Consider the following 20,704-nt stretch of genomic DNA (forward strand, 5'->3'; position numbering starts at 1 on the left):
TACACAACAACAAATTTAGAGACTAGTTTATTGACCATTTTCCTGGAAAAGCTGCTCTAATGAAGCTAATTCCGCTTCTCTCACTGCGTCAATCTCTGGCAAAGGTCGCTGCATAATTGAATAAAGCGATCGCTTTTGCACTTTTACAGCCTGTAAGCCCAACTCCCGTAAGAAATCCTCAATTTTTAGCACCATTTGTTTGCGGTCAGCTTTTGTAACATCGGGACTTTGGTAAATTGAAGCCTTAATAGTAGGCAAAAATATTGTTTTAACTACTTCATATTTCCCATCAAGCACAGCCTCTTGGGCTTTATTAACCAGTTCTTTGATACTGGTTAAGTACTCCCAATCTTGAGTGGGGCGCTTTTCTATACGAAATAGCATATAACTATAGCCTTCTAAGGGTTTGCCATCACGCTCAAAAATTTTTGTTGTTCCAGGTGAACCAAGACAGAGGCTATCCTTGACAATACAAAGATTATCGCTGTTTATCTTGTTATCCTGCGCCAAAATTGCAGCAAAATAGCCAGCTTTCAGGGAATTGCTACCACCTCCATCAGCTTCAGAAAATGTTTGTTGGTAGCCTAGTTCTAAGCGACGCTCACCAATATCGAGTAAATCTTCAATACCCCGATATATTGGTTCTGCTAACTTTATAACACTCGAAAGTTCTGGCACAGGTAGAAATTCAGAAAATCTGCCCATCGTCTTAATAAATTTACCGATGGAGTCATTATTGGCTATGCTAAATAAGCCTGCTTGTAACTCAACTAATCCATAATTGAAAGGAAATGAGGATGTGAGAGGATAATTACACTGAATGACTTTATCCAGATTATCTGCTACTGATTTTTCTAATTGTCCAGGTGCAGCTAGATAGGGAATTATTACGGATTTACCACCGTGATTCAAGCGAACAGCAGCATGAACCACCGGATATCTTTGCTTGAACCATTCTACATCTTTAGCCAAGCGCATTTCCACTAGCCATATACGACAATAGGCTTCACCTGCAAGAATGGGTTTTTCATCATAGTCTACATCAACTCGATGTTTTGGTAGAGAAAAGGTTTTATATTTTGGAGCCTCACGGCTGAAAGTTTCAGATAAACTCTGGATAAATCTCATGAAATTATTCCTCTGTCACATCAGCCTAAATACGGTGAAATTTGAGTCCAAATAGCACGAATGGGAATACCTCCCGTTGAACCTCGATTCACGGTACGTCCTATACCGGGATTTCCTTGATGAATTGCAATCAATTCCCATTGACGATTAAAAATTGGTGCGCCAGAGGAACCGTCATCAGTTTTCACATTATGATCAATGTAATCTTCTCCTACTTGCGTAATTTGTCCAAAGTCGGAAATTATCACCGGGTTTCCTTGTGGATGATGGATAATACGAATATTTTGGCCGCTATCTAATATAGAAGTTTCATCAATAGAAATAGCTTTTTGTTGTGTTTGAGGATTGATTTTAAGTAAAGCATAATCAAATCTACTATTATTAGGAATAATATTTAATTCCAATATATCTTTTTCTGATTCGTACTTTCCAGCTTTATAGCCAAAGCGCACCCATGCTTTTTGCACTTGGCTTTTACTAAAAATATGATTACAGGTTAGTAATAAATCGTTTGTAATTAAAACTCCTGTGCCTATGGGGTTTCCTATAGGTGATTCGATTCTGCCAACTGTGTTACGAGCAGCTAATGCTTTAAGGTTTTCCTGACCTTTTTCGACTAATCGAGTAAATAATTCTACATCTTGGTATTTTAATCCATAAATGGATTCTAATTCGCATAGAGACTTAAGTACATTTACTAATGGGTGATGATTTAAGTTTTGATGGGAGATTTGATAATTTTTAAATGCTGATACTAATGATTGGGCAAATATATTAGGTGAAGTATCAAATCTCAAATTACTTAAAAATGCAAAATCTACACCAGTATTTTCTAAAAAATTTTGGCGATCGCTAGCTACACTTAGCTTGAGAGCAAAGTTATTTAGCGCCATAATTAATGGTGTAATATCTTGCTGGTCTAAAAATATTTCCGGATTCATGACGCTCTCATGTGTCCAATTTACAGTAGAATTTATAGTTGTAACAAATGAATTGTCAACAGCTTGAGTTACTCCAATAGGCAATAAATCAGAAATCTGCTCTAATGCTTCTGGCTGAAGGTAATCTTCTAAATTAGGAGTAAATTCTTGCAGTGTACCACTAACTTCTGTACTGAGTATCGCTGGAGTACTAGGTTGAACAGATATCTGTTGTTTGAAACGACGCTGCAAATCTTGAATAAACTCTTCAGTAGAAGTTGATTGGAGGTGATATTTCTTCAAGGCTCTCTCAATTTGGTTGAGAATATTTTCATAGAGATCATTAATATATGTCTCTCGTACATCATAAGATTTATCTAGATTGAATGACCAGTAATGATACCATTGCCAAAGTGACCTAAAGTTGTTGGAATGTGGAACAGGTATACTTATTTGTCTAAGAATACTTATTTGTAATATCAACTCTCGGTAGAGTTTTCTATAATCCTTATCCTCATAATTAATTAAATCAATAGTGTCTCTCTGAATAGCAACCGAAATCATGATTCCCTTCAACTTTTTAATTTGTACTATCAGGTCTTCAAATTTTGATATTTGCCACTCTTCAACTAACTGTTGGTGAGATTTGCCTTTAATATGGTGCTGACATAAAACAATATCAATTTGATTTAAAGAGGTATTATATAGGTCGTGAACATATTTTCCTTTTGATGCATATCCCCTTTCTAAAGATGACCAGCGATCGCGCCAATCTAAAAGAGATTTAAAAGGATTATGATTTTCGATAATAACCCCTTCTTCTTCAAGAAATTCTCTCAGGTATACAATATCTTTGTAGAGTTTTGTATAGGATTTCTCTTTATCTCTAATGGGATTCCGATATGCATCAGTTGCAACGGCAATCATTATTGATTGCAACTGTTGAATTTTGGTTAACAGTTCCTCAATTTGTGTTATTACCATAGACAATTTCAGTCTTCTTTAAATTCCTATTTGCAACAGTACATTAGTAATTATGTTTATTTCTGATTGCGTAGATTTTCTATATGCTCTATGAGCCGATTAATTTGTTCTTCCTTGTTGCGCTCCCACTCACGAGACCAAATTCTGTGAATACGCCAGCCTAATTTTTCTAGAACTTCTTGGCGGAGGCGATCGCGATCGCGTGCTGTAGGATATTTACTATAGGTTTCGCCATCACACACAATCCCCAGAAGATACTCTTCCTTTTCCGGCTTGGAATCATCCATCACCACTAAGTCGATTGGATAAGCTGAACGACCTACCCGTTTCTTAACTACGTATCCCCTTTCTGTTAAAACCTGATATACATCTTCTTCAAATGGTAAGTCTAAGCGAGACAGGTCATCACCCTTTTCATCTAGTTTTTGACCGCCATTTTCAACGTATGCAAAATAATCCTTAAGTAACGCAGCTTGTTCACCTTTTTCGGCGATAATATTATTATGATCAATTGAAGCGACTAATACGAACTTGCATCTAGCACGAGTTATTGCAACATTTAATCTTCGTCTCCCTAAATCTTGTTGTTTTCTACTGAAGTAACCAAAGTTGTGATTTAACTGACCGGAATTTTTGTTACCAAAACCAAAGCCAAAGCTTAGGAAAATCACATCTCTCTCATCACCTTGAACATCATCAATTGATTTAACAAAGAACTTCTCTGAGTTCTCTTGAAAAAATTCTTCTATCTCAGGATGTTTAATACTGATTTGTTTGAGTTGTTCCTTGATGGCTTTTGCTTGTTGTTTACTTGAGGTAATAATACCCAAAGATTGTTGAGAGTTTTGCTGATAATGCTGCACTGTTAGCTTTGCAACTTCCTCTGCTTCACGGATATTTTCTCGATTAGCATATATTCCCCCTTTAACAAAATGGAAATGTACGCCTCTGCTAGTATCTTTTGCAGGGTTAGGGAACGAAATAAGTTTTGAGTTGTAAAATTCTTGGTTTGAAAAAGCAATTAAGCTTTCGTCTTGGCTACGATAATGCCAACTTAAAGTACGAGTGAGCATAATTGATAATTTAGAACACTCATCTAGCAAATTTTCATAAATCTCTTCCTCTTCATCGTCGCTATCATCGGCTGCTGCACTTTCAAAGTAAGCCGTAGGCGGTAACTGCTTGTTATCGCCAACAACAATTAGCTGCTTTGCTCGCATAATAGACGATACTGCATTTTCAGTACGAACTTGAGAAGCTTCGTCAAAGATAACAACATCAAACTCCACTGCGTCTGCATCTACATATTGACAAACCCCTAAAGGACTCATCAGCCAACATGGTTTAAGAGTAGTAACAATTTGAGCATTCTTCTTGATAAATTGACGAATTTTTTGTTGTCTACTTTTCTTTGTAATTTCCCGTTTGAGATTGCTTACTTGTTCCTGTGCTTCTGGCTGCTTTAACCAATCTTGCCAACGTTGTACATGGAGTTTTCCTAACCGTTCTATTGCAACCTCATACTGTTGTTTATCTTTTTCTGAAAATTCATTTATTCTCTGTTCGTGTAAATTCTGGTTAAATTTTCGCAACTCGGAATTATCATCATGTATGTGTCGCAGCCAATTTTCATAAAAGCCTTTCCGTAAAACCGAATACCACTTATCTGGTGAAATGTCGGTGTCTCGTAGTTTAGCTAGAAATTCCTCTGTGCCAATAGCTTCTAATTTATGTACAATTTCTTGACAGTCCAACCACTGTTGGAATAAATCAAGCTCATCATAGACTTGTCTTCGGAAATCTTCAATCTCATTTAGAGGTTTTCTCTTCAATACATCTAGTGCTGTTAGTCTTTCTTTGGGGAAGTGTTTGTTTAAGAATTTGCAGCCTTCTTGAATTTGATCTAAAGATACTTCCAAAGACTTTAATGATTCTCCTAATTGTTCATAATTTTCTCTTGAAGTAATAACTGTGACTACTTTTTCTTTATCTAATAGACGATTTTTATTGAGTTTTTCCAACCATTCAAGACCTTGCTGAATACTGTGTAAATTTGTCATTTCTTTCTCGAAAGAAGAACCAAAAGCTTCACGTGCTTGGTAGTTACGGTCTTGTAATTTAATTAAAATATTTTGGCGCTCAATCGCATTTTCAATATCTCTCATTAACTCTTGCTCATAAATGCGCTTGCGGTCTTGTCGAAGAGCAATTAGACGTTGACGTTCGCGCCTCTTATCATATAGCCATTTTAAATAAGCTGGTTTAAAAAAGCGAAATATTCCCGTAAATCTTTTTGCAAAGATTTCCCTGATTTTTAATAAATCGAAAGTGAAAAAATCTCGCACATACTTACAATTGAGATCGGAATTAATTGATTGATAATCCCTAATATCTTTTTCTAAGTTTAAATACAACTGCGACAAATCATCTAAATTTGTTGACAATGACCAATTTTCAATATTTGATGGAGCATTAAAGATATGATTTACTGCTGGTTGTAACTGTTCTAAATCATACAAAGTTTCGATTGTTTCGTTGATATTTAGTAGTTGTATCAATGAAGATACAGTATTCTGAGCCAGTTTTATGCCGGAGCTAAGATTGTCAAGATTTACACGCAAATCTTGATTTATGGCAGATGACCAAGGATATTTTACGGGACTACTTGACCATAGAGTTTTTTGTCTACCCCGGAATATAGCCTCAAATTGACCAAGTTCTTCTAGTAATTTTTTCGCATCAAACAATTTAGTTTCTGGCCAATCTTGCAAATTAGAAAGATTAAACTCTAGTTGAGGAATGTCTTCTTTTTCCAACCTACGAATTTCGCCATACAAGTTAAAAGCAGACTTCTTGAGTGGTTCCTTCTTGTCATGTAGACCTTTTACATGATCGTTGAGGACTTTTCGATAGTCGCGTAAAGGTTTAAATAAGGTTTCCAAATCTAGCTGTTGTGCTTCGTTACTTTCTGAAATGTCATTGTAAGTTTGTACTAGCTGATTGAAGAAATCTTTGGCTTTTTTTGTAACTTCATGATGTAAATTTAGACAGAGATTTTCTAATTTACTTTCTTTTAGTCGTTTAAAAACAACTTCTAAAGCAGTTTGCTTTTCAGCAACTACAAGGACTTTTTTATTTTGACCGATTAACTCAGTGATGATGTTAACAATAGTTTGGCTTTTTCCTGTACCTGGAGGCCCCTGTACAACACAATTAGACCCTGCCTTGACAGCTTCAATAACTACTTGCTGGCTGGAGTCTGCATCACGTATCTGATAAATTAATGAAGGGTCTATTTGATCAAGCTCTTTTTCTTGAAGAATAGAGGTATTGTTGACATTCCCAGATGTTCTGCCTAAAGCTAGCTCTTGCAGTATGGGATGATTTGCTATCTTTTCATGATTTTGTTCCAGGTCTTGAATCATTGCTGCTTTTGCATCTGGAAACAAAGTAATATGCGCTGTTTCTTTTATTTCCCAGTCAGGTTGTTTAGCAGCAATCGCACTACGAACTTCATTGAAAAAATCTTCATAGCTCAATTCTTTAACCCTATCACTGTCAGGCAGTGTTATACCATAATCCCGTAACCTGTTGACTAAAGTAAAGTTAACAGTAATATCATCATCTATAGGGTGAAGAGTAAATTCTAATGACTTTCTACCTATTTTTTCTAATCTCACTGGAATAAGCAGAATAGGAGAAACATATTTTTCATGAGTATTTTCGGGATTAAACCATGTTATGGCATTAATAACTAAAAAAAGACTATTAAAACCCTTCTCTTCAATGGTTGATTTAGCCTCTTTACGAAGTTCATCTAGAAGCTTTAACGGGTCTTCATCAGTCTGCTTAGGTTCTAGTTCACTAATTGGTAATGATTCAGGCTCATCTCCTGTAAAATGACCATATAAAAATGAAGAATCTCTTAAAAGAGGAACTAATCTGTTTTGATTTTGGCGTAAATCAACTAATGGATTTTTGTTGGATTCACCAATCAGCTTTTTCTTCCAATAATTGATTTTGTCTTCGATTTTCTGAGGTTCCGAAATACTCATTCGCTTTTAATTACAGTGCTGTACAGCAATTAACTTCTGTTTTAATACTTTTATTATAAGTAATATTTCTGATATATATTATCATTTGTTACAATTTGCTGATATAAGGGTTGTCGTTTGTTTGGACTACACCTTAGAAAAATCTCAATGTAACGACGTTACATATTATTGAAACGTAAAATGCCGTAGGCGATATTATGATTGGCATGGGCAATTTAACATCAAATAGCCAGTTAATACTTGAGATAAATGTATGATTAAAATTCTCCACCTTTCCGACATCCACATGGGAAGCGGCTTCTCCCACGGACGAATTAATCCCGCGACTGGATTAAATACACGATTAGAGGATTTTGTCAATACATTATCTAAATGTATTGACCGAGCGCTGACAGATGCCGTCGATATGGTGATATTTGGTGGTGATGCTTTCCCGGATGCTACACCCCCGCCTTATGTACAACAAGCTTTTGCCAGCCAATTTCGCCGTCTTATGGATGCCAATATTCCAACAGTATTGTTGGTAGGCAACCACGACCAACACTCCCAAGGACAGGGAGGAGCGAGTTTAAATATTTACCGCACTTTGGGAGTGCCAGGATTTGTTGTTGGTGATACATTAACTACTCACTGCATCGAAACCCGCAATGGGAAAGTGCAAGTAATTACCCTCCCTTGGTTGACTCGTTCTACCCTGATGACTCGCCAAGAGACTGAAGGTTCGTCTTTGGCAGAAGTCAACGAACTGTTAACGGAACGTCTGCGGGTTGTTTTAGAAGGGGAAATTCGCCGTCTTGACCCCGATGTGCCAACTATCCTTTTGGCTCATTTGATGTCTGACAATGCTACCTTGGGCGCAGAACGCTTTTTGGCAGTAGGTAAAGGCTTTACTCTACCCCTATCTTTGCTGACGCGACCTTGTTTTGATTATGTAGCGTTGGGACACGTCCACCGCCACCAGAACCTCAATAAATCCAACAACCCGCCGGTGATTTATCCGGGAAGTATTGAGCGGGTAGATTTTAGTGAAGAAAAAGAAGACAAAGGCTATGTAATGCTGGAACTTGAGCGGGGGAGCGCTGAATGGGAATTTTGTCCATTAACAGTTCGAACTTTCCGCACCATTGAGGTGGATATCTCGAAAGCAGATGAGCCGCAAGCGGTGTTAATAAAAGCGATCGCTAAGTATGATATTCAAGATGCTGTAGTGCGGCTAATTTATAAACTCCGCTCCGAACAGATGGATTTAATTGACAGTTCCTCTCTACATACTGCTTTAAGTCCGGCTCATACCTATACCATTCAAGCAGAATTAGTAAGTCAACTAGCCAGACCCCGGATTCCTGAATTGAGTGCAAGTAGCAGCATCGACCCAATGGAAGCCTTGAAAACTTACTTGAACAACCGCGAAGACCTCAAAGACATAGCAACATCAATGCTGGATGCTGCACAGAAGTTGCTAGCGGATGATGTGGAAATCTGGCTAGAAGCAGCAACTAGCGAGTAGGATAGATGCCAATTACATATTCATGTTTTAAGGGTAGCGATCGCATGATTATATTTTCTCACTGTAGGGGCGATCGCTCTTTCAATAATGAGAGAATATAATATAATCTCAGGAAAGTTCATGATGAAGCGAGAATTTAATGTAATTATTGAACAAGATGCAGACGGCTACTTTGTTGCTTCCGTCCCAAATCTTCCTGGCTGTCATACGCAAGCCAAAACTTTAGATGAGTTGATGGAGCGTATTAGAGAAGCGATTGAACTTTGTTTAGAATTTGAGGAAGAACAGCAAGATTCACTGGACTTCATTGGTATTCAGCGAGTCGCAGTTGAGATATGAGTCAATTCCCAAGCGTCACAGGAAGGGAAGTTATTGCAGCCCTTAGCAAAGTCGATTTTGAATTGGCTAGAGTACGTGGTAGTCATCAATATTATAATACACAGCGATGGGCGCAGGACAGTAGTTCCTGTACATTCAGGTGAAACAATTGGTCGTGGTTTACTGGCACAAATATTACGCGATTGCCAAATAACTCGTGAAGAATTTAGGGAATTGTTGTAAGTATTAATAGCTATTTGTGATCGGCAAATCAGGTAAAGGTGGGCATTACTCTGATTTTCTACAACACATTACCATATTTTGCTAGGCAATGCCAACTCTACCAGCGCTTGCCTGACTTTACAATATTTAGGATAGGGATTTTCTATATAAAATGAAAAGTCAACTACTAAATGGGGTTCTTCTACAAGGTGCTAGAACCCTTTGATGAATTTTCCCATATAGGCTAGGATAATCCATCAATTAAAGGAAAAACTTCAAACCCGCTTAATCGCGCTGTAACACGAAAGTCACCCAAATTTATATTTTTGGGCAGATTATTGAGGAGTTTGCTACTCTACTATCAACTATTGTTTTTCTTCTAGCTAGAGGAAATTTTTGACTTAGTAAAAAAAGTTATCGAGCCTTGAATAAGCTACTCTTTACAGGTAAATCTTTTCGTTTTATGGCTTTTGTCTTACCACTAATTATCTGGTGGGGATACAAAGAAGTACAAAACCAATTTGTACAGCCGCAAGCAGTTGTAGTGTTGGGTGGTTCAACGAGACGTTTAGAGCGAGAGAAGTTTACGGCCGAATTTGTTCGCCAGCATCCAAATATACCAATTTGGATTACTGGAGGTAGTCCACCTAGATTCACCCAACGAGTCTTTACCAAAGCTGGTGTTGATCCCAAGCGTTTACACCTGGATTATGAAGCCGTAGATACAGTTACTAATTTTACTACGTTAGTAGATGATTTGCAAGCTCGTGGTATCAAGAGCGTTTATTTGATTACTTCAGACTTCCACATGCGCCGAGCTTGTGTCATCGGCGAAATTATTTTGGGTAGTCGAGGTATTTATTTAAAACCAGTGCCAGTCCCTTCAGAAAAACCCCCTGAATCTATCGAAAAATCTATCCGCGATGGAGCCAGAGCCATACTTTGGATAGCAACTGGTTACACTGGTGTGGATGCAGCTAAAAATAAACGGTAAATCATCAGTGATAATTTGCATCATCTTGATGTAACTCAAGATAGGTAAATTAAGAGCATTAATACCAATAATCGTGATAACAACTAAGTAATAATAGACACATGAAACCACAGCGATCGCAAAACTAGCGCAACATTAACCCTCAAACAACACAATAGAAAAACCAATTAACTGTTTTTGCTCATTTGGTTGCTTAGTTAATACTTTGCGTCCATCAAAGTTTTGAGTGGTAACTTGCGTAAATGGAATTTATCTGTGTAGCTCAGGGAAAAAAACGCCCCAACTTATCTCACAATTTGATACCCTAGCTTAAACAGATTTGAATAAAAGTTAAAGCGTGGAAATTCAACTTGGGCGGGGAAAAACAGCTCGCAGAGCTTACGGAATAGATGAAATTGCTCTAGTTCCTGGTAACAGAACACTAGATCCCAGTTTGGCAGATACTAAGTGGCGTATTGGCAATATTGAGCGAGAAATTCCGATAATTGCCAGTGCTATGGATGGTGTAGTAGATGTTCGCATGGCTGTACGTTTGTCACAGTTGGGAGCATTAGGTGTCCTCAATTTAGAGGGGATTCACACTCGCTATGTTGACCCAGAGCCAATATTAGATCGGATTGCCTCTGTAGGGAAAGATGAATTTGTTGCCCTGATGCAAGAACTCTATGCCGAACCAATAAAGCCGGAATTAATTGAAAAACGTATTCAGGAAATTAAACAACAAGGTGGCATTGCGGCGGTAAGCGCAACTCCAGCCGGTGCAAGTAAATACGGTGAGGCGGTAGCAAAAGCTGGGGCCGATTTATTTTTTGTTCAAGCTACAGTAGTCTCTACTGCACATCTGTCACCAGAGTCTGTAATACCACTTGATTTAGCAGAATTTTGCCGTTCTATGCCCATCCCTGTGGTATTGGGCAATTGCGTGACTTACGACGTGACGTTGAATTTGTTGAAAGCTGGGGCGGCTGGCGTACTTGTGGGAATTGGCCCCGGTGCTGCTTGTACATCCCGTGGGGTGTTGGGTGTGGGTGTGCCACAGGCAACTGCGATCGCAGATTGTGCAGCAGCACGAGATGATTACTACAAGGAAACTGGTAACTATATTCCCATTATTGCTGATGGCGGTTTAATCACCGGTGGCGATATTTGTAAATGCATCGCCTGTGGTGCTGATGGTGTGATGATTGGTTCACCCTTTGCGAGAGCCGCAGAAGCCCCAGGACGGGGTTATCATTGGGGTATGGCAACTCCCAGCCCAGTTTTGCCTCGTGGTACCCGCATTCGCGTTGCCACCACTGGTAGCCTAGAGCAAATACTCATTGGCCCAGCCGGACTAGATGATGGCACTCACAATCTTTTAGGAGCCTTAAAGACGAGCATGGGCACTTTAGGAGCCAAAAATATTAAAGAAATGCAGCAAGTGGAAGTTGTAATTGCCCCTTCCCTATTAACCGAGGGTAAAGTTTACCAAAAAGCTCAACAATTAGGTATGGGTAAGTGAAGGGTACAGGGTACAGGTTATAGGGTACAGGGTACAGGTTATAGGGTACAGATTATTCTCTGTCACCTGTCACCTGTCACCTAATCCCAATTCTTCAATAAATTTTTCCAGCCCCCTAAACAATTGCTGGAAAAATCCGATATGTCGCCTACAATAGAGATAGCGGAGACGAATGTTTCCGTTCACTCCTCACACCACACTCCGCCCGGACTACTGTTCGGGCGGTTCCTTATGTTTGTAAATAAATTCGAGAGCTTCTTTGCAAATGTACATCCTTAGACTCCCAAGCTGATGTTTTTGCTATGGTAGAATTTTCACCAAGTTCAGATATTATTGGCGAAGGTTTTAGGCATGTCAACAGCCGCACAAGTTACCGATTCTAGTTTCAAGCAAGAAGTACTCGACAGCGATGTACCCGTTTTAGTTGACTTTTGGGCACCCTGGTGCGGACCATGCCGTATGGTAGCTCCTGTTGTCGATGAAATCTCCGAACAGTACAAAGGTCAAATCAAAGTCGTCAAAGTCAACACGGATGAAAATCCTCAAGTTGCTAGTCAGTACGGCATCCGCAGTATTCCTACGTTAATGATTTTTAAAGATGGACAAAAAGTAGATATGGTGGTAGGTGCTGTACCTAAAAGTACATTAGCTTCCACTTTAGAAAAGTATCTTTGAAACTCAATTGGTAACAAAGTCCCTTTGAGTTATCAATGTTTTTGTAGCTTTAGGTTAATTTTTACAAACAAGTTTGAGAGGCGCGAATTTCTCGTTTTTCAAACTTGTTTACATTTGTATACAATCTAAGAATATTTTTAAGAGTTTTCTAGCTCAAAAATAATTCTCTAATTCCCGTACTACCAATTTCCACTGCTAGCGCCGCCAACAGAAAACCCAAAAGCTGAGTCACAATCACTCCACCTTCTGCACCAATCCACTGGTCAATCAGATTTGTTAAACGCAAAATCAACCAAGTGATAAACATTGCCCCTAAGATACCCACCGCCACAGCAATATGTGGACTTTGTGATTTCGAGATCAGCAACATCACCGTTGTCAAAGTCCCCGACCCCGCTAGCAGTGGTAAAGCTAGTGGAGTAATTACGACATCGTGTCCTTCTTCAATAATTGGCTGATTCTAATTCTCCCCGCAGCATTTGCAAAGCAATTAACAGCAACAATACACTTCCTGCTACTCGCAAAGAGCCGATACTAATTTCCAAATAATTTAAAATTACTTGCCCTGCAAAGGCAAATAGCAAAAGAACTGCGATCGCAACGATAATTGCTTTATCTATAACTTTATTTCTTTGGTCTGGCATCATGCCCTTGGTCAAAACTAAAACAATTGGTATATTGCCCACAGCATCTGCTAGGACAAACACAGCGATAAATGTTTGAACGAGAATAGAAATATCCACAGCAGGTAACTTTATATCAGGGTTTGATCATAAATTAATGCCAATCTTACTCAGTTTGCCAGAACCTAGAGGAAGATTAAAATCAGCAATAAAATAAGTCTGTTAAAGAAAATCTGGTTCATCCGTTACTTTTATGGAGAATTAATAGAAAAGTGCCAGTTTAATAAGGGACTTCCAGAGAATAAAATATACAGTCAATAAAAATGATAATCATTTTAAGGGGGAGAAAGGGGTTGCCAACGGCAACCCCTTTCTCCCTCAATAAATAGGCAAGATAAATGTCTGCACAAAGAGAGTTCTTAAATGCAGTGAGCTGAATTGCTATCGACTATTTTTGCGCTTTTAACTTTTTGAAAATTACGTTACTCCACAACAGATATCAATAAACCACTTACCTAAATTTGGTAAATTATCTTCGGTAAAATTAGTCAAACGTTCAATCTTATTTTCAATTTCTTGCATAGCTTTTTTAGTTAGACGGACTCCGCTAGAGTAAGTCTGAGTAACTAACTTAACAACTGGACTTTTACCATTCCACGTCATAGTCTTAGCAAAATTTAATGCAGTTTCCACATCGTCTAAAATACTGCCATTCCAATGATTCTCCAAAACAGCCCAAGTTCTTTCAATTGGATTATATTTACTGTGATAGGGAGGGTAATAAGCTAAACGTATATTTAATTTGTATGATTGAGCAAATTCAACTATACGTTTCATAAACTGAGTACGTCGAGAACTATTTTCTCCTCCATTATCTTGATTAATAAGTAAAGTTTTTATTTCCGAAAATCGCCAGCTTTCTGATTTCCAAAAATCCCCTAAAATGTCAACGATAAAATCGCTAGTTACTTTGGATTCTGTAAAATACAAAAATAGCTCGTCAAGGTCTGGAAGAAAGATACCATAAGGAGCTACAGTTGTTTTTGGTTTGAAGTCGTGGTCATCAGTTTCTGTTGGTACTCGATTTCTACCACCACGATCAAAGGAGCCGATATTTACGCGAGCTTTCGCATCCAAGCTTAAACGTAAAATAGTTGGGTCATCTGAAGCTTCTTGGTGAACTATAGCTAATTGCTCAAAGATTGCATCAGTTTCGGGAATTTTTTTTGAGGTTGAATTTTGGCAACCCTCTTGAGGCGATACCCTAAATCATTTAACTTGACACGAATTGTTTCTGAAGTTGGTAATTCTTCTTCAGCATAACCAAATTTTTCAATTAATTGATGTCTTACAACAGATGCGCCCAGTCGGGTATAGAGTCTTTGACTTTTAAAAGTCGGGTCTATTTGACTTTGAGAATCGACTAGTTTTTTGATATCTTCTAAAAGAGTTGGTAGGTGTTCTTCTGCTTTTTTTCTTCCTCTACCTTGATAATTATCCACACAAGTGATACCACTATTTAATTCTTTAATTCCTTTACCAATAGTTACACGGTTCCATCCTAACTCTCGCTCTGCTATAGACTTTCCTCCGTGTCCTAATGCCACAACTGTTTGTGCAATGAACCTACGTTTAGCTGCTCCCTTTAATTGATGTGCGGTTTCCTTCAATAACTTTTTCAATGAATCTGTTAATTGTATTGACACCTCAAACATCCCAAAATCGAATCATCATTCAATTTACTACAACTTGGGGTGGGAGAGGCTGCCAACGGCAGCCTCTCCCACCCCCCTAACAATGATTATCATTTTTATTATCTGTATATTTTATTTTCTGGAAGTCCCTAAACTGCGTAATCGAAAATTGCTAAAATTCCGAAAGCCATACCCAAGTCTTTTAATTAACTTGAGTTTATTATTAATTCCTTCTACAGTACCACTGGTAGTTCTGCCATCAAAATAACCGACTATTTCCCCAAACCATCTCACCATTGTCCCTAGACTTTTCGGAAAGTATGAACGTGCATCATACATCCAATCTAATAATTGTGTTATGCTATCTCCCCAAGATTTAGTGGTTTCAAATATCTGGCGGAATTGTTCTTTAAGTGCGTGCATTTTAGCCAGAGTCGGCGACACCTCTAACACGGAGTTTAATTTTGATTTTTGCTTTTCGTTTAAAGAATCTTCATTTTTAATTAAACTATATTTGCTTTTAGTTAATGCCTCTAGTTGGCGAGATTTTTCGGATTTATCTTCTAACGACATTGCTGCTTTCTTCTCAGTTTTACGCATCCGATCTAATTCATCATTTACTTGTTTCATCACATGAAAACTGTCAGCAGTTATGTTAGCATTTGGCATTAAATCTTCTACTAAGCTTTTATAAGGCGACCAGAGATCAATACTCACTTCAACAAGCATGATTAAGTACTTCAAATCCCCAGCCAGCAATTACTTCACGGATATCTTCTATTCGTCGTGATTGCACTATTTCAATTGGCTTATGAGTATCTAAATCCACTAATACTGCTAAGTAGTTTCCTTGACCTTTAACTAAAGCTATTTCATCTATACCTAACTTTTTTACCTGGCTTAGATTAATATTTAATATTTGTGAAGCTTGCTTTTTTAACATTGATTCTACTTCTTCATCACTCAATCCATTCCTTTCGGCAACACTATGAATATTACTATTTAATACTTGTTGTACTATGTCTGTTGCTAATCTTTTTGTATATCCTTTACTTTTATCTACAAAATCCAATTTCTCACTAAAGACTTTTTTACATTTATGACATTTGAACTGGCGACGATTTATTTTTAAGAGTACTGGCTTTTTACTCCAAGATAAATCATGAATCATCCGCCAATGATTTTGATGTATACTCTGAGTATTTTGCCCACAAGATGGGCAAGTCGAATAGTTAACGCTTTTTTCTATCGTTATAATTATTTCTTCCCCTTCAATTTCTTGAAAATCTAATACTTTCATATCGGGCAGATTCAGGATTTGCTCTACAGTAAATTTCATAGCGATACCTACGGCACACTGCGTGAAAGCCTTAATTTTTACTGTGTTATAGTATAAATCATGCTATTTGGATTATTTCAGTATACGTGAAACTGCTACAATGCTTACACAGTCTATGTTTTAAGGATAAATATCATTAAAATGTAGTTAATAAAATTTACTAAAATTTAGTAACCACCATAAAAGCACCGGAAGAACCGAAAATCTTGGCTGAAGTATTTCTAATTAAGTTCCATATATGTTGAAGTAGCGATATATTTTGATAATCTATCTTCCATAAATCAACTGTTCGTTGTTGAATCTATGAAGTCTTATTTAGCCGCCGCTATTCAATTGACAAGTGTGCCCGATCTACACAAAAATTTGGCTCAGGCAGAAGAATTAATAGAGCTTGCCGTGCGTCAAGGCGCTGAATTGGTTGGCTTGCCAGAAAACTTTTCCTATATGGGCGAAGAAAAAGATAAACTCGCGCAAGGCGATGCGATCGCTCTTGAAAGTGAAAAATTTCTCAAAAAAATGGCCCAACGCTTTCAAGTTACGATCTTGGGCGGCAGCTTTCCACTTCCTGTAGACAATACAGGCAAAGTTTATAACACCACTCTACTTATCGATCCAAGCGGTCAAGAACTTGCCCGCTACTACAAAGTACACCTATTCGATGTTGATGTCCCCGACGGCAACACCTATCGGGAATCCAGCACTGTTGTGGCTGGTACGCAATTACCCCCCGTCTATTTCTCAGAAAAACTCGGTAATTTAGGGCTTTCTATTTGTTATGATGTCCGGTTCCCTGAACTGTATCGTCATTTGGCAGAGAAGGGAGCCGATGTTATCTTTATTCCCGCCGCTTTTACCGCCTTTACTGGCAAAGATCACTGGCAAGTACTACTACAAGCCAGAGCCATCGAAAATACCGCCTACGTCATTGCTCCCGCCCAAACGGGGAATAACTACGGTCGTCGTCTAACCCACGGCCACGCCGTTATTATCGACCCTTGGGGTGTAATTTTAGCCGATGCTGGGGAAAAACCGGGAATTGCGATCGCAGAAATCAAGCCAACTAGGTTAGAACAAGTCCGCCGTCAAATGCCTTCTTTGCAACATCGGGTGTTTTAGGGACTGGGGACACGGAGAGCAATACCGCCCTTATGAATGAATATAGGGCTTCTCGAATGGAAGCAATATACTTTGACCTCTCTCCAAACCTCTCTCCTAAAAGGAGAGAGGCTTTGAATTTTGCTCCCCTTCCCTGCAAGGGAAGGGGCTGGGGGTTAGGTCTGTATTCCATGCAATAGAGAACTGCTACAAAATAAAAAACCGGGTAAATACCCGGTTTATGTCAATAATTAAAATCTTCAATTTTTTAGGAGCATAGCACTACTATGCACCTATTTATTGGTTGTCAGAATTAAACTTTAGCAGCAGCTTTGGTAACAACATTGAGTTCACCTTTAGCATACTTAGCAGCAAAATCTTCCAAAGAAATTTGCTTAATCTTGCTTGCATTGCCAGCTGTGCCAAATTGTTGATAGCGTTCAGCACAAACTTTTTGCATGTATGTAATAGAAGGCTTGAGGAAGTGACGGGGGTCAAACTCCTCTGGTTTTTTAGCCAAAGCTTCACGTACAGCAGCAGTGATTGCCAAACGGTTGTCGGTGTCGATGTTTACTTTACGTACACCACTCTTAATACCTTTTTGGATTTCTTCTACAGGTACACCGTAGGTTTCAGGAATTGCACCACCATACTGGTTAATCAGTGCAAGTAAATCTTCAGGTACAGAGGATGAACCGTGCATTACCAAGTGGGTGTTAGGCAGACGGCGGTGAATTTCTTCAATGCGGCTGATGGCCAAAATTTCACCAGTCGGCTTGCGGGTAAACTTGTAAGCACCGTGGCTTGTGCCAATGGCAACAGCCAAAGCATCTACTTGGGTTGCTTCTACAAAGTCAACAGCTTCATCGGGGTCGGTTAGCAGTTGTGAGTGGTCGAGTGTACCTTCAAACCCGTGACCATCTTCAGCTTCACCAGCACCAGTTTCTAGAGAACCCAAACAACCGAGTTCACCTTCAACGCTGACACCCAAAGCATGAGCTACATTTACAACTTCGCGGGTAACATTGACGTTGTACTCGAAGCTAGCAGGAGTTTTAGCATCAGCTTCTAAAGAACCATCCATCATCACGCTGGTGAAGTTGTTCTTAATTGCTGAGTAGCAGGTAGCAGGAGCATTCCCATGATCTTGGTGCATGACAATGGGAATGTGAGGATAGGTTTCTACCGCTGCCAAAATCAGGTGGCGGAGGAAGTTTTCGCCAGCATAATTACGAGCGCCGCGTGAAGCTTGTAAAATTACGGGGCTATCTGTCTCTACAGCAGCCTTCAGGATTGCCTGAATCTGCTCCAAATTGTTAACGTTGAAAGCTGGGATGCCGTAACCGTTTTCAGCTGCGTGATCCAACAGCAGCCGCAGTGGTACAAGCGCCATAGATAGTCCTCCTAATGTGGTTGTCAGCTAGTCGGTCTGAGAGAAGCGTATTTATTACGCTAAATCTTAAGAGTTTTTTCAACTTATAGGAAATTATAACTAGTGTCGTGTATCTATGTTGAAAAAGTTTATGCCATCGTTACTATAACTATGTTCTATACTCCTGTACTATGAACCATCGTTGCTCTGTATCGCTGTAGATTTAGTTACCCTACAGCTAGTAGCTCTGGTAGCCTAGTATCCCAAATAGTCATCTCGAAGCGATCGCTTCAACTTAAACACACTAACTTCTGACAAATGCTATCAGGGTGTTTTTCCCTAACTATTGCATTTGGGATCAAACTATGCGTAGTTTACATAAATTAACATGAGTCTCCAAGGGACACTCACATTAAATATAGCGTAGCTTGCTTCCGCGTTCGCGTAGCGTCCCGTAGAGAAGCTGTACTTCGACTACGGTTCCATCGAGCGAAGTCGAGATGCTCAGTACAAGTCTGTTTCCACCGCAGGTATTGCTATCATCAAAATTATTCACTAGACGATAACCGAATGTTCGTTTATTATAGAATTTATGAGGCACAAAGACGACAAAAAAAATCAAGCAATCTGTGATGCGGCAATCGAACTGATTACTGCAAATGGTTTTGCTGATACTTCGATGTCGAAAATTGCAAAAACCGCGAATGTTTCGCCCGCGACAATATATGTCTATTTTGAAAACAAGGAAAATCTTCTCAATAAAATATATTTATTCGTGAAGCAGGAAATGAGTGCAGAAATTTTGAAAGGTGTCAACCAGCACCTATCGGTGGAGAAAGCCTTTAAAATTGTCTGGAATAATTATTATCAATATGCAATTAAAAATCCGGTCAGATTTGCTTTTACGGAGCAATTTGCTAATTCCCCGATGGTTGACCGCATTTGCAAAGATGAAAGTTCGAGCTATTTCCAGCCAATGTTAGATTTGTTCAATCGCGGTAAAGAGGAGAAAGTTTTTAAGGATATTTCTCTGGAAATTTTTACCGCTTTTACCTTTGCACCTCTGACTGGATTGATAAAAGAGCATTTTAGTGGTGTTTTGATTTTGGATGAAAAAATGTTAGAAACCGCCTATAAAATTGCGTGGGATGCAGTAACGAATTAATTCTTTTTTTGAGAGTTAATTAAATGAACGTTCGATTAATTAAGCCGGAGTAAATAAAATGAAAAATGAAAAATGGAACGCGGAAAATATTCTGAGTCAAAAAGGAAGAGTAGCAATTGTAACGGGTTCGAGCAGTGGCATCGGTTATGAGACGGCGCGGGTTTTAGCTAATAAACAAGCGTCTGTAATCATTGCGGTTCGCAATTTGGACAAAGGAAACAAGGCATTGGCAAAAATTCTTCAACAGAATAAAGATGCCGATGTCAAGGTGATGGAACTTGATTTGGCGAATTTAGCATCAGTTAAAAATTTTGCTGAAAACTTTCAGAAAAATTATGTGCGTCTGGATTTGCTGATTAATAATGCGGGTGTGATGATTCCGCCATATTCAAAAACGACAGACGGTTTTGAATTGCAGTTCGGCACTAATCATCTTGGACATTTTGCTTTGACAGGACAGCTTTTGGAACGTTTGATCGACACCGAAGGCTCACGAATTGTCAATGTTTCGAGCGGCGCACATAGTATAGGCAAAATAGATTTTGATGATTTGAATTGGGAAAAGAGAAGTTATGCCAAATGGAAAGCTTACGGCGACAGCAAACTTGCCAACATCTTTTTTACCTACGAACTCAACCGAAAATTAAAAGATAACGGTATCGACACACTTGTAACCGCCTCGCATCCGGGCTGGACAGCAACCGAATTGCAGAGAACTGCGGGTGGCGTTGTGAAATATCTCAACGGCATCCTTGCTCAAGACATCACGATGGGCGCATTACCAACTCTGCGGGCGGCAATCGAAGCAGGCTTAAAAGGCGCGGAATATTTCGGCCCCAATGGGTTTATGGAGATACGCGGCTATCCAATAAAAGTCGAATCAAACGAGTTATCCAAAGACCAAGCGATCGCTAAAAAACTATGGGAAGTATCAGAAAAACTCACCAATGTGAAATTTGAATTTAATAGAAAGCCCCAAAGCGCGGGCAAATGACCAAATTCACACATCTGCTAACAGATTTTATAATGGGCGATCGCACTTCCTTGGCTAAGATAGCGATCGCTTATCCGAAAATTTTTGTTCTCTAGAGCGATCGGATTCACAAACAGGA

14 protein-coding genes and 2 pseudogenes are annotated in these 20,704 nt (G+C 38.9%); 9 read left to right on the forward strand and 7 right to left on the reverse strand.

What is annotated here, in order from left to right; all coding sequences use genetic code 11:
• Nucleotides 1-27: 27 nt before the first annotated feature.
• From GJB62_RS11680 to GJB62_RS11690, 3 genes are read right to left on the reverse strand one after another with little or no spacing between them, the layout of a single operon-like run.
• Nucleotides 28-1,128 (reverse strand): hypothetical protein, encoded by a 1,101-nt coding sequence (locus tag GJB62_RS11680; protein WP_114083449.1) that lies wholly within the window; start codon nucleotides 1,126-1,128, stop codon nucleotides 28-30.
• 20 nt (nucleotides 1,129-1,148) lie between these two features.
• On the reverse strand, nucleotides 1,149-3,032 hold the full coding sequence (locus GJB62_RS36995; protein ID WP_209271491.1) for a trypsin-like peptidase domain-containing protein: 1,884 nt from the start codon (nucleotides 3,030-3,032) through the stop codon (nucleotides 1,149-1,151).
• Between the two features lie 56 nt (nucleotides 3,033-3,088).
• Nucleotides 3,089-7,087 carry an AAA domain-containing protein gene (locus tag GJB62_RS11690; RefSeq protein WP_114083448.1) on the reverse strand — a complete coding sequence of 1,333 codons (3,999 nt, stop codon included), beginning with the start codon at nucleotides 7,085-7,087 and terminating at the stop codon, nucleotides 3,089-3,091.
• 253 nt (nucleotides 7,088-7,340) lie between these two features.
• Between GJB62_RS11690 and GJB62_RS11695 the strand changes: the two genes are divergently transcribed.
• The 6 genes from GJB62_RS11695 (at nucleotide 7,341) to trxA (ending at nucleotide 12,304) form a co-directional block, all read left to right on the forward strand.
• Nucleotides 7,341-8,594 carry an exonuclease SbcCD subunit D gene (locus GJB62_RS11695; protein ID WP_114083447.1) on the forward strand — a complete coding sequence of 418 codons (1,254 nt, stop codon included), beginning with the start codon at nucleotides 7,341-7,343 and terminating at the stop codon, nucleotides 8,592-8,594.
• 120 nt (nucleotides 8,595-8,714) lie between these two features.
• On the forward strand, nucleotides 8,715-8,933 hold the full coding sequence (locus GJB62_RS11700; RefSeq protein WP_245246143.1) for a type II toxin-antitoxin system HicB family antitoxin: 219 nt from the start codon (nucleotides 8,715-8,717) through the stop codon (nucleotides 8,931-8,933).
• Nucleotides 8,934-9,008: 75 nt separating this feature from the next.
• The gene (locus GJB62_RS38180) at nucleotides 9,009-9,155 is read left to right on the forward strand and encodes a type II toxin-antitoxin system HicA family toxin (protein WP_348537529.1); all 147 of its coding nucleotides are present in this window, start codon (nucleotides 9,009-9,011) and stop codon (nucleotides 9,153-9,155) included.
• Nucleotides 9,156-9,597: 442 nt separating this feature from the next.
• Nucleotides 9,598-10,128, forward strand: a complete 531-nt coding sequence (locus tag GJB62_RS11710) for a YdcF family protein (RefSeq protein ID WP_012411838.1) — start codon at nucleotides 9,598-9,600, stop codon at nucleotides 10,126-10,128.
• Nucleotides 10,129-10,465: 337 nt separating this feature from the next.
• A complete protein-coding gene (locus GJB62_RS11715) occupies nucleotides 10,466-11,629 on the forward strand; it encodes a GuaB3 family IMP dehydrogenase-related protein (protein WP_114083444.1) in 1,164 nt (387 codons plus the stop codon).
• 351 nt (nucleotides 11,630-11,980) lie between these two features.
• Nucleotides 11,981-12,304 (forward strand): thioredoxin, encoded by a 324-nt coding sequence (trxA, locus tag GJB62_RS11720; RefSeq protein ID WP_012411836.1) that lies wholly within the window; start codon nucleotides 11,981-11,983, stop codon nucleotides 12,302-12,304.
• A 148-nt stretch (nucleotides 12,305-12,452) separates the two neighbouring features.
• On the opposite strand, the pseudogene GJB62_RS11725 reads toward trxA, so the two are convergent.
• The 3 genes and pseudogenes from GJB62_RS11725 to GJB62_RS11735 all read right to left on the reverse strand — a co-directional run bounded on the left by GJB62_RS11725 (nucleotide 12,453) and on the right by GJB62_RS11735 (nucleotide 15,960).
• Nucleotides 12,453-13,047, reverse strand: a pseudogene (locus GJB62_RS11725) (MarC family protein).
• Nucleotides 13,048-13,404: 357 nt separating this feature from the next.
• Nucleotides 13,405-14,627 (reverse strand): ISAzo13 family transposase gene (locus GJB62_RS11730; RefSeq protein WP_159402613.1). Its coding sequence is split into 2 segments (ribosomal slippage): nucleotides 13,405-14,147 and nucleotides 14,147-14,627, totalling 1,224 coding nucleotides; the frame shifts between segments, so codons are not numbered across the junction.
• A gap of 126 nt (nucleotides 14,628-14,753) precedes the next feature.
• Nucleotides 14,754-15,960: pseudogene (locus GJB62_RS11735) on the reverse strand (ISL3 family transposase).
• Nucleotides 15,961-16,263: 303 nt separating this feature from the next.
• On the opposite strand from GJB62_RS11735, the gene GJB62_RS11740 reads away from it, so the two are divergent.
• Entirely contained in the window at nucleotides 16,264-17,076 is an 813-nt protein-coding gene (locus tag GJB62_RS11740) for a carbon-nitrogen hydrolase family protein (protein WP_114080368.1), read from the forward strand.
• Nucleotides 17,077-17,368: 292 nt separating this feature from the next.
• Here GJB62_RS11740 and fba read toward each other — a convergent pair whose 3' ends face one another.
• Nucleotides 17,369-18,448: a class II fructose-bisphosphate aldolase gene (gene fba / locus GJB62_RS11745; protein WP_100898838.1), complete on the reverse strand. Its 1,080-nt coding sequence runs from the start codon at nucleotides 18,446-18,448 to the stop codon at nucleotides 17,369-17,371.
• Nucleotides 18,449-19,019: 571 nt separating this feature from the next.
• Between fba and GJB62_RS11750 the strand changes: the two genes are divergently transcribed.
• Complete coding sequence (locus tag GJB62_RS11750) at nucleotides 19,020-19,592, forward strand: TetR/AcrR family transcriptional regulator (protein ID WP_114080369.1); 573 nt, start codon at nucleotides 19,020-19,022, stop codon at nucleotides 19,590-19,592.
• Nucleotides 19,593-19,650: 58 nt separating this feature from the next.
• Nucleotides 19,651-20,586: an SDR family NAD(P)-dependent oxidoreductase gene (locus GJB62_RS11755; protein WP_114080370.1), complete on the forward strand. Its 936-nt coding sequence runs from the start codon at nucleotides 19,651-19,653 to the stop codon at nucleotides 20,584-20,586.
• Nucleotides 20,587-20,704: the final 118 nt, after the last annotated feature.

This window comes from Nostoc sp. ATCC 53789 (assembly GCF_009873495.1).
In the GTDB taxonomy this organism is placed as follows: domain Bacteria; phylum Cyanobacteriota; class Cyanobacteriia; order Cyanobacteriales; family Nostocaceae; genus Nostoc; species Nostoc muscorum_A.

Bases quoted from the DNA above. Each gene is read 5' to 3' on its own strand.
- GJB62_RS11680 (WP_114083449.1), bottom strand. From the start codon at position 1,128: ATGAGATTTATCCAGAGTTTATCTGAAACTTTCAGCCGTGAGGCTCCA.
- GJB62_RS36995 (WP_209271491.1), bottom strand. From the start codon at position 3,032: ATGGTAATAACACAAATTGAGGAACTGTTAACCAAAATTCAACAGTTG.
- GJB62_RS11690 (WP_114083448.1), bottom strand. From the start codon at position 7,087: ATGAGTATTTCGGAACCTCAGAAAATCGAAGACAAAATCAATTATTGG.
- GJB62_RS11695 (WP_114083447.1), top strand. From the start codon at position 7,341: ATGATTAAAATTCTCCACCTTTCCGACATCCACATGGGAAGCGGCTTC.
- GJB62_RS11700 (WP_245246143.1), top strand. From the start codon at position 8,715: ATGATGAAGCGAGAATTTAATGTAATTATTGAACAAGATGCAGACGGC.
- GJB62_RS11710 (WP_012411838.1), top strand. From the start codon at position 9,598: ATGGCTTTTGTCTTACCACTAATTATCTGGTGGGGATACAAAGAAGTA.
- trxA (WP_012411836.1), top strand. From the start codon at position 11,981: ATGTCAACAGCCGCACAAGTTACCGATTCTAGTTTCAAGCAAGAAGTA.
- GJB62_RS11740 (WP_114080368.1), top strand. From the start codon at position 16,264: ATGAAGTCTTATTTAGCCGCCGCTATTCAATTGACAAGTGTGCCCGAT.
- fba (WP_100898838.1), bottom strand. From the start codon at position 18,448: ATGGCGCTTGTACCACTGCGGCTGCTGTTGGATCACGCAGCTGAAAAC.
- GJB62_RS11750 (WP_114080369.1), top strand. From the start codon at position 19,020: ATGAGGCACAAAGACGACAAAAAAAATCAAGCAATCTGTGATGCGGCA.
- GJB62_RS11755 (WP_114080370.1), top strand. From the start codon at position 19,651: ATGAAAAATGAAAAATGGAACGCGGAAAATATTCTGAGTCAAAAAGGA.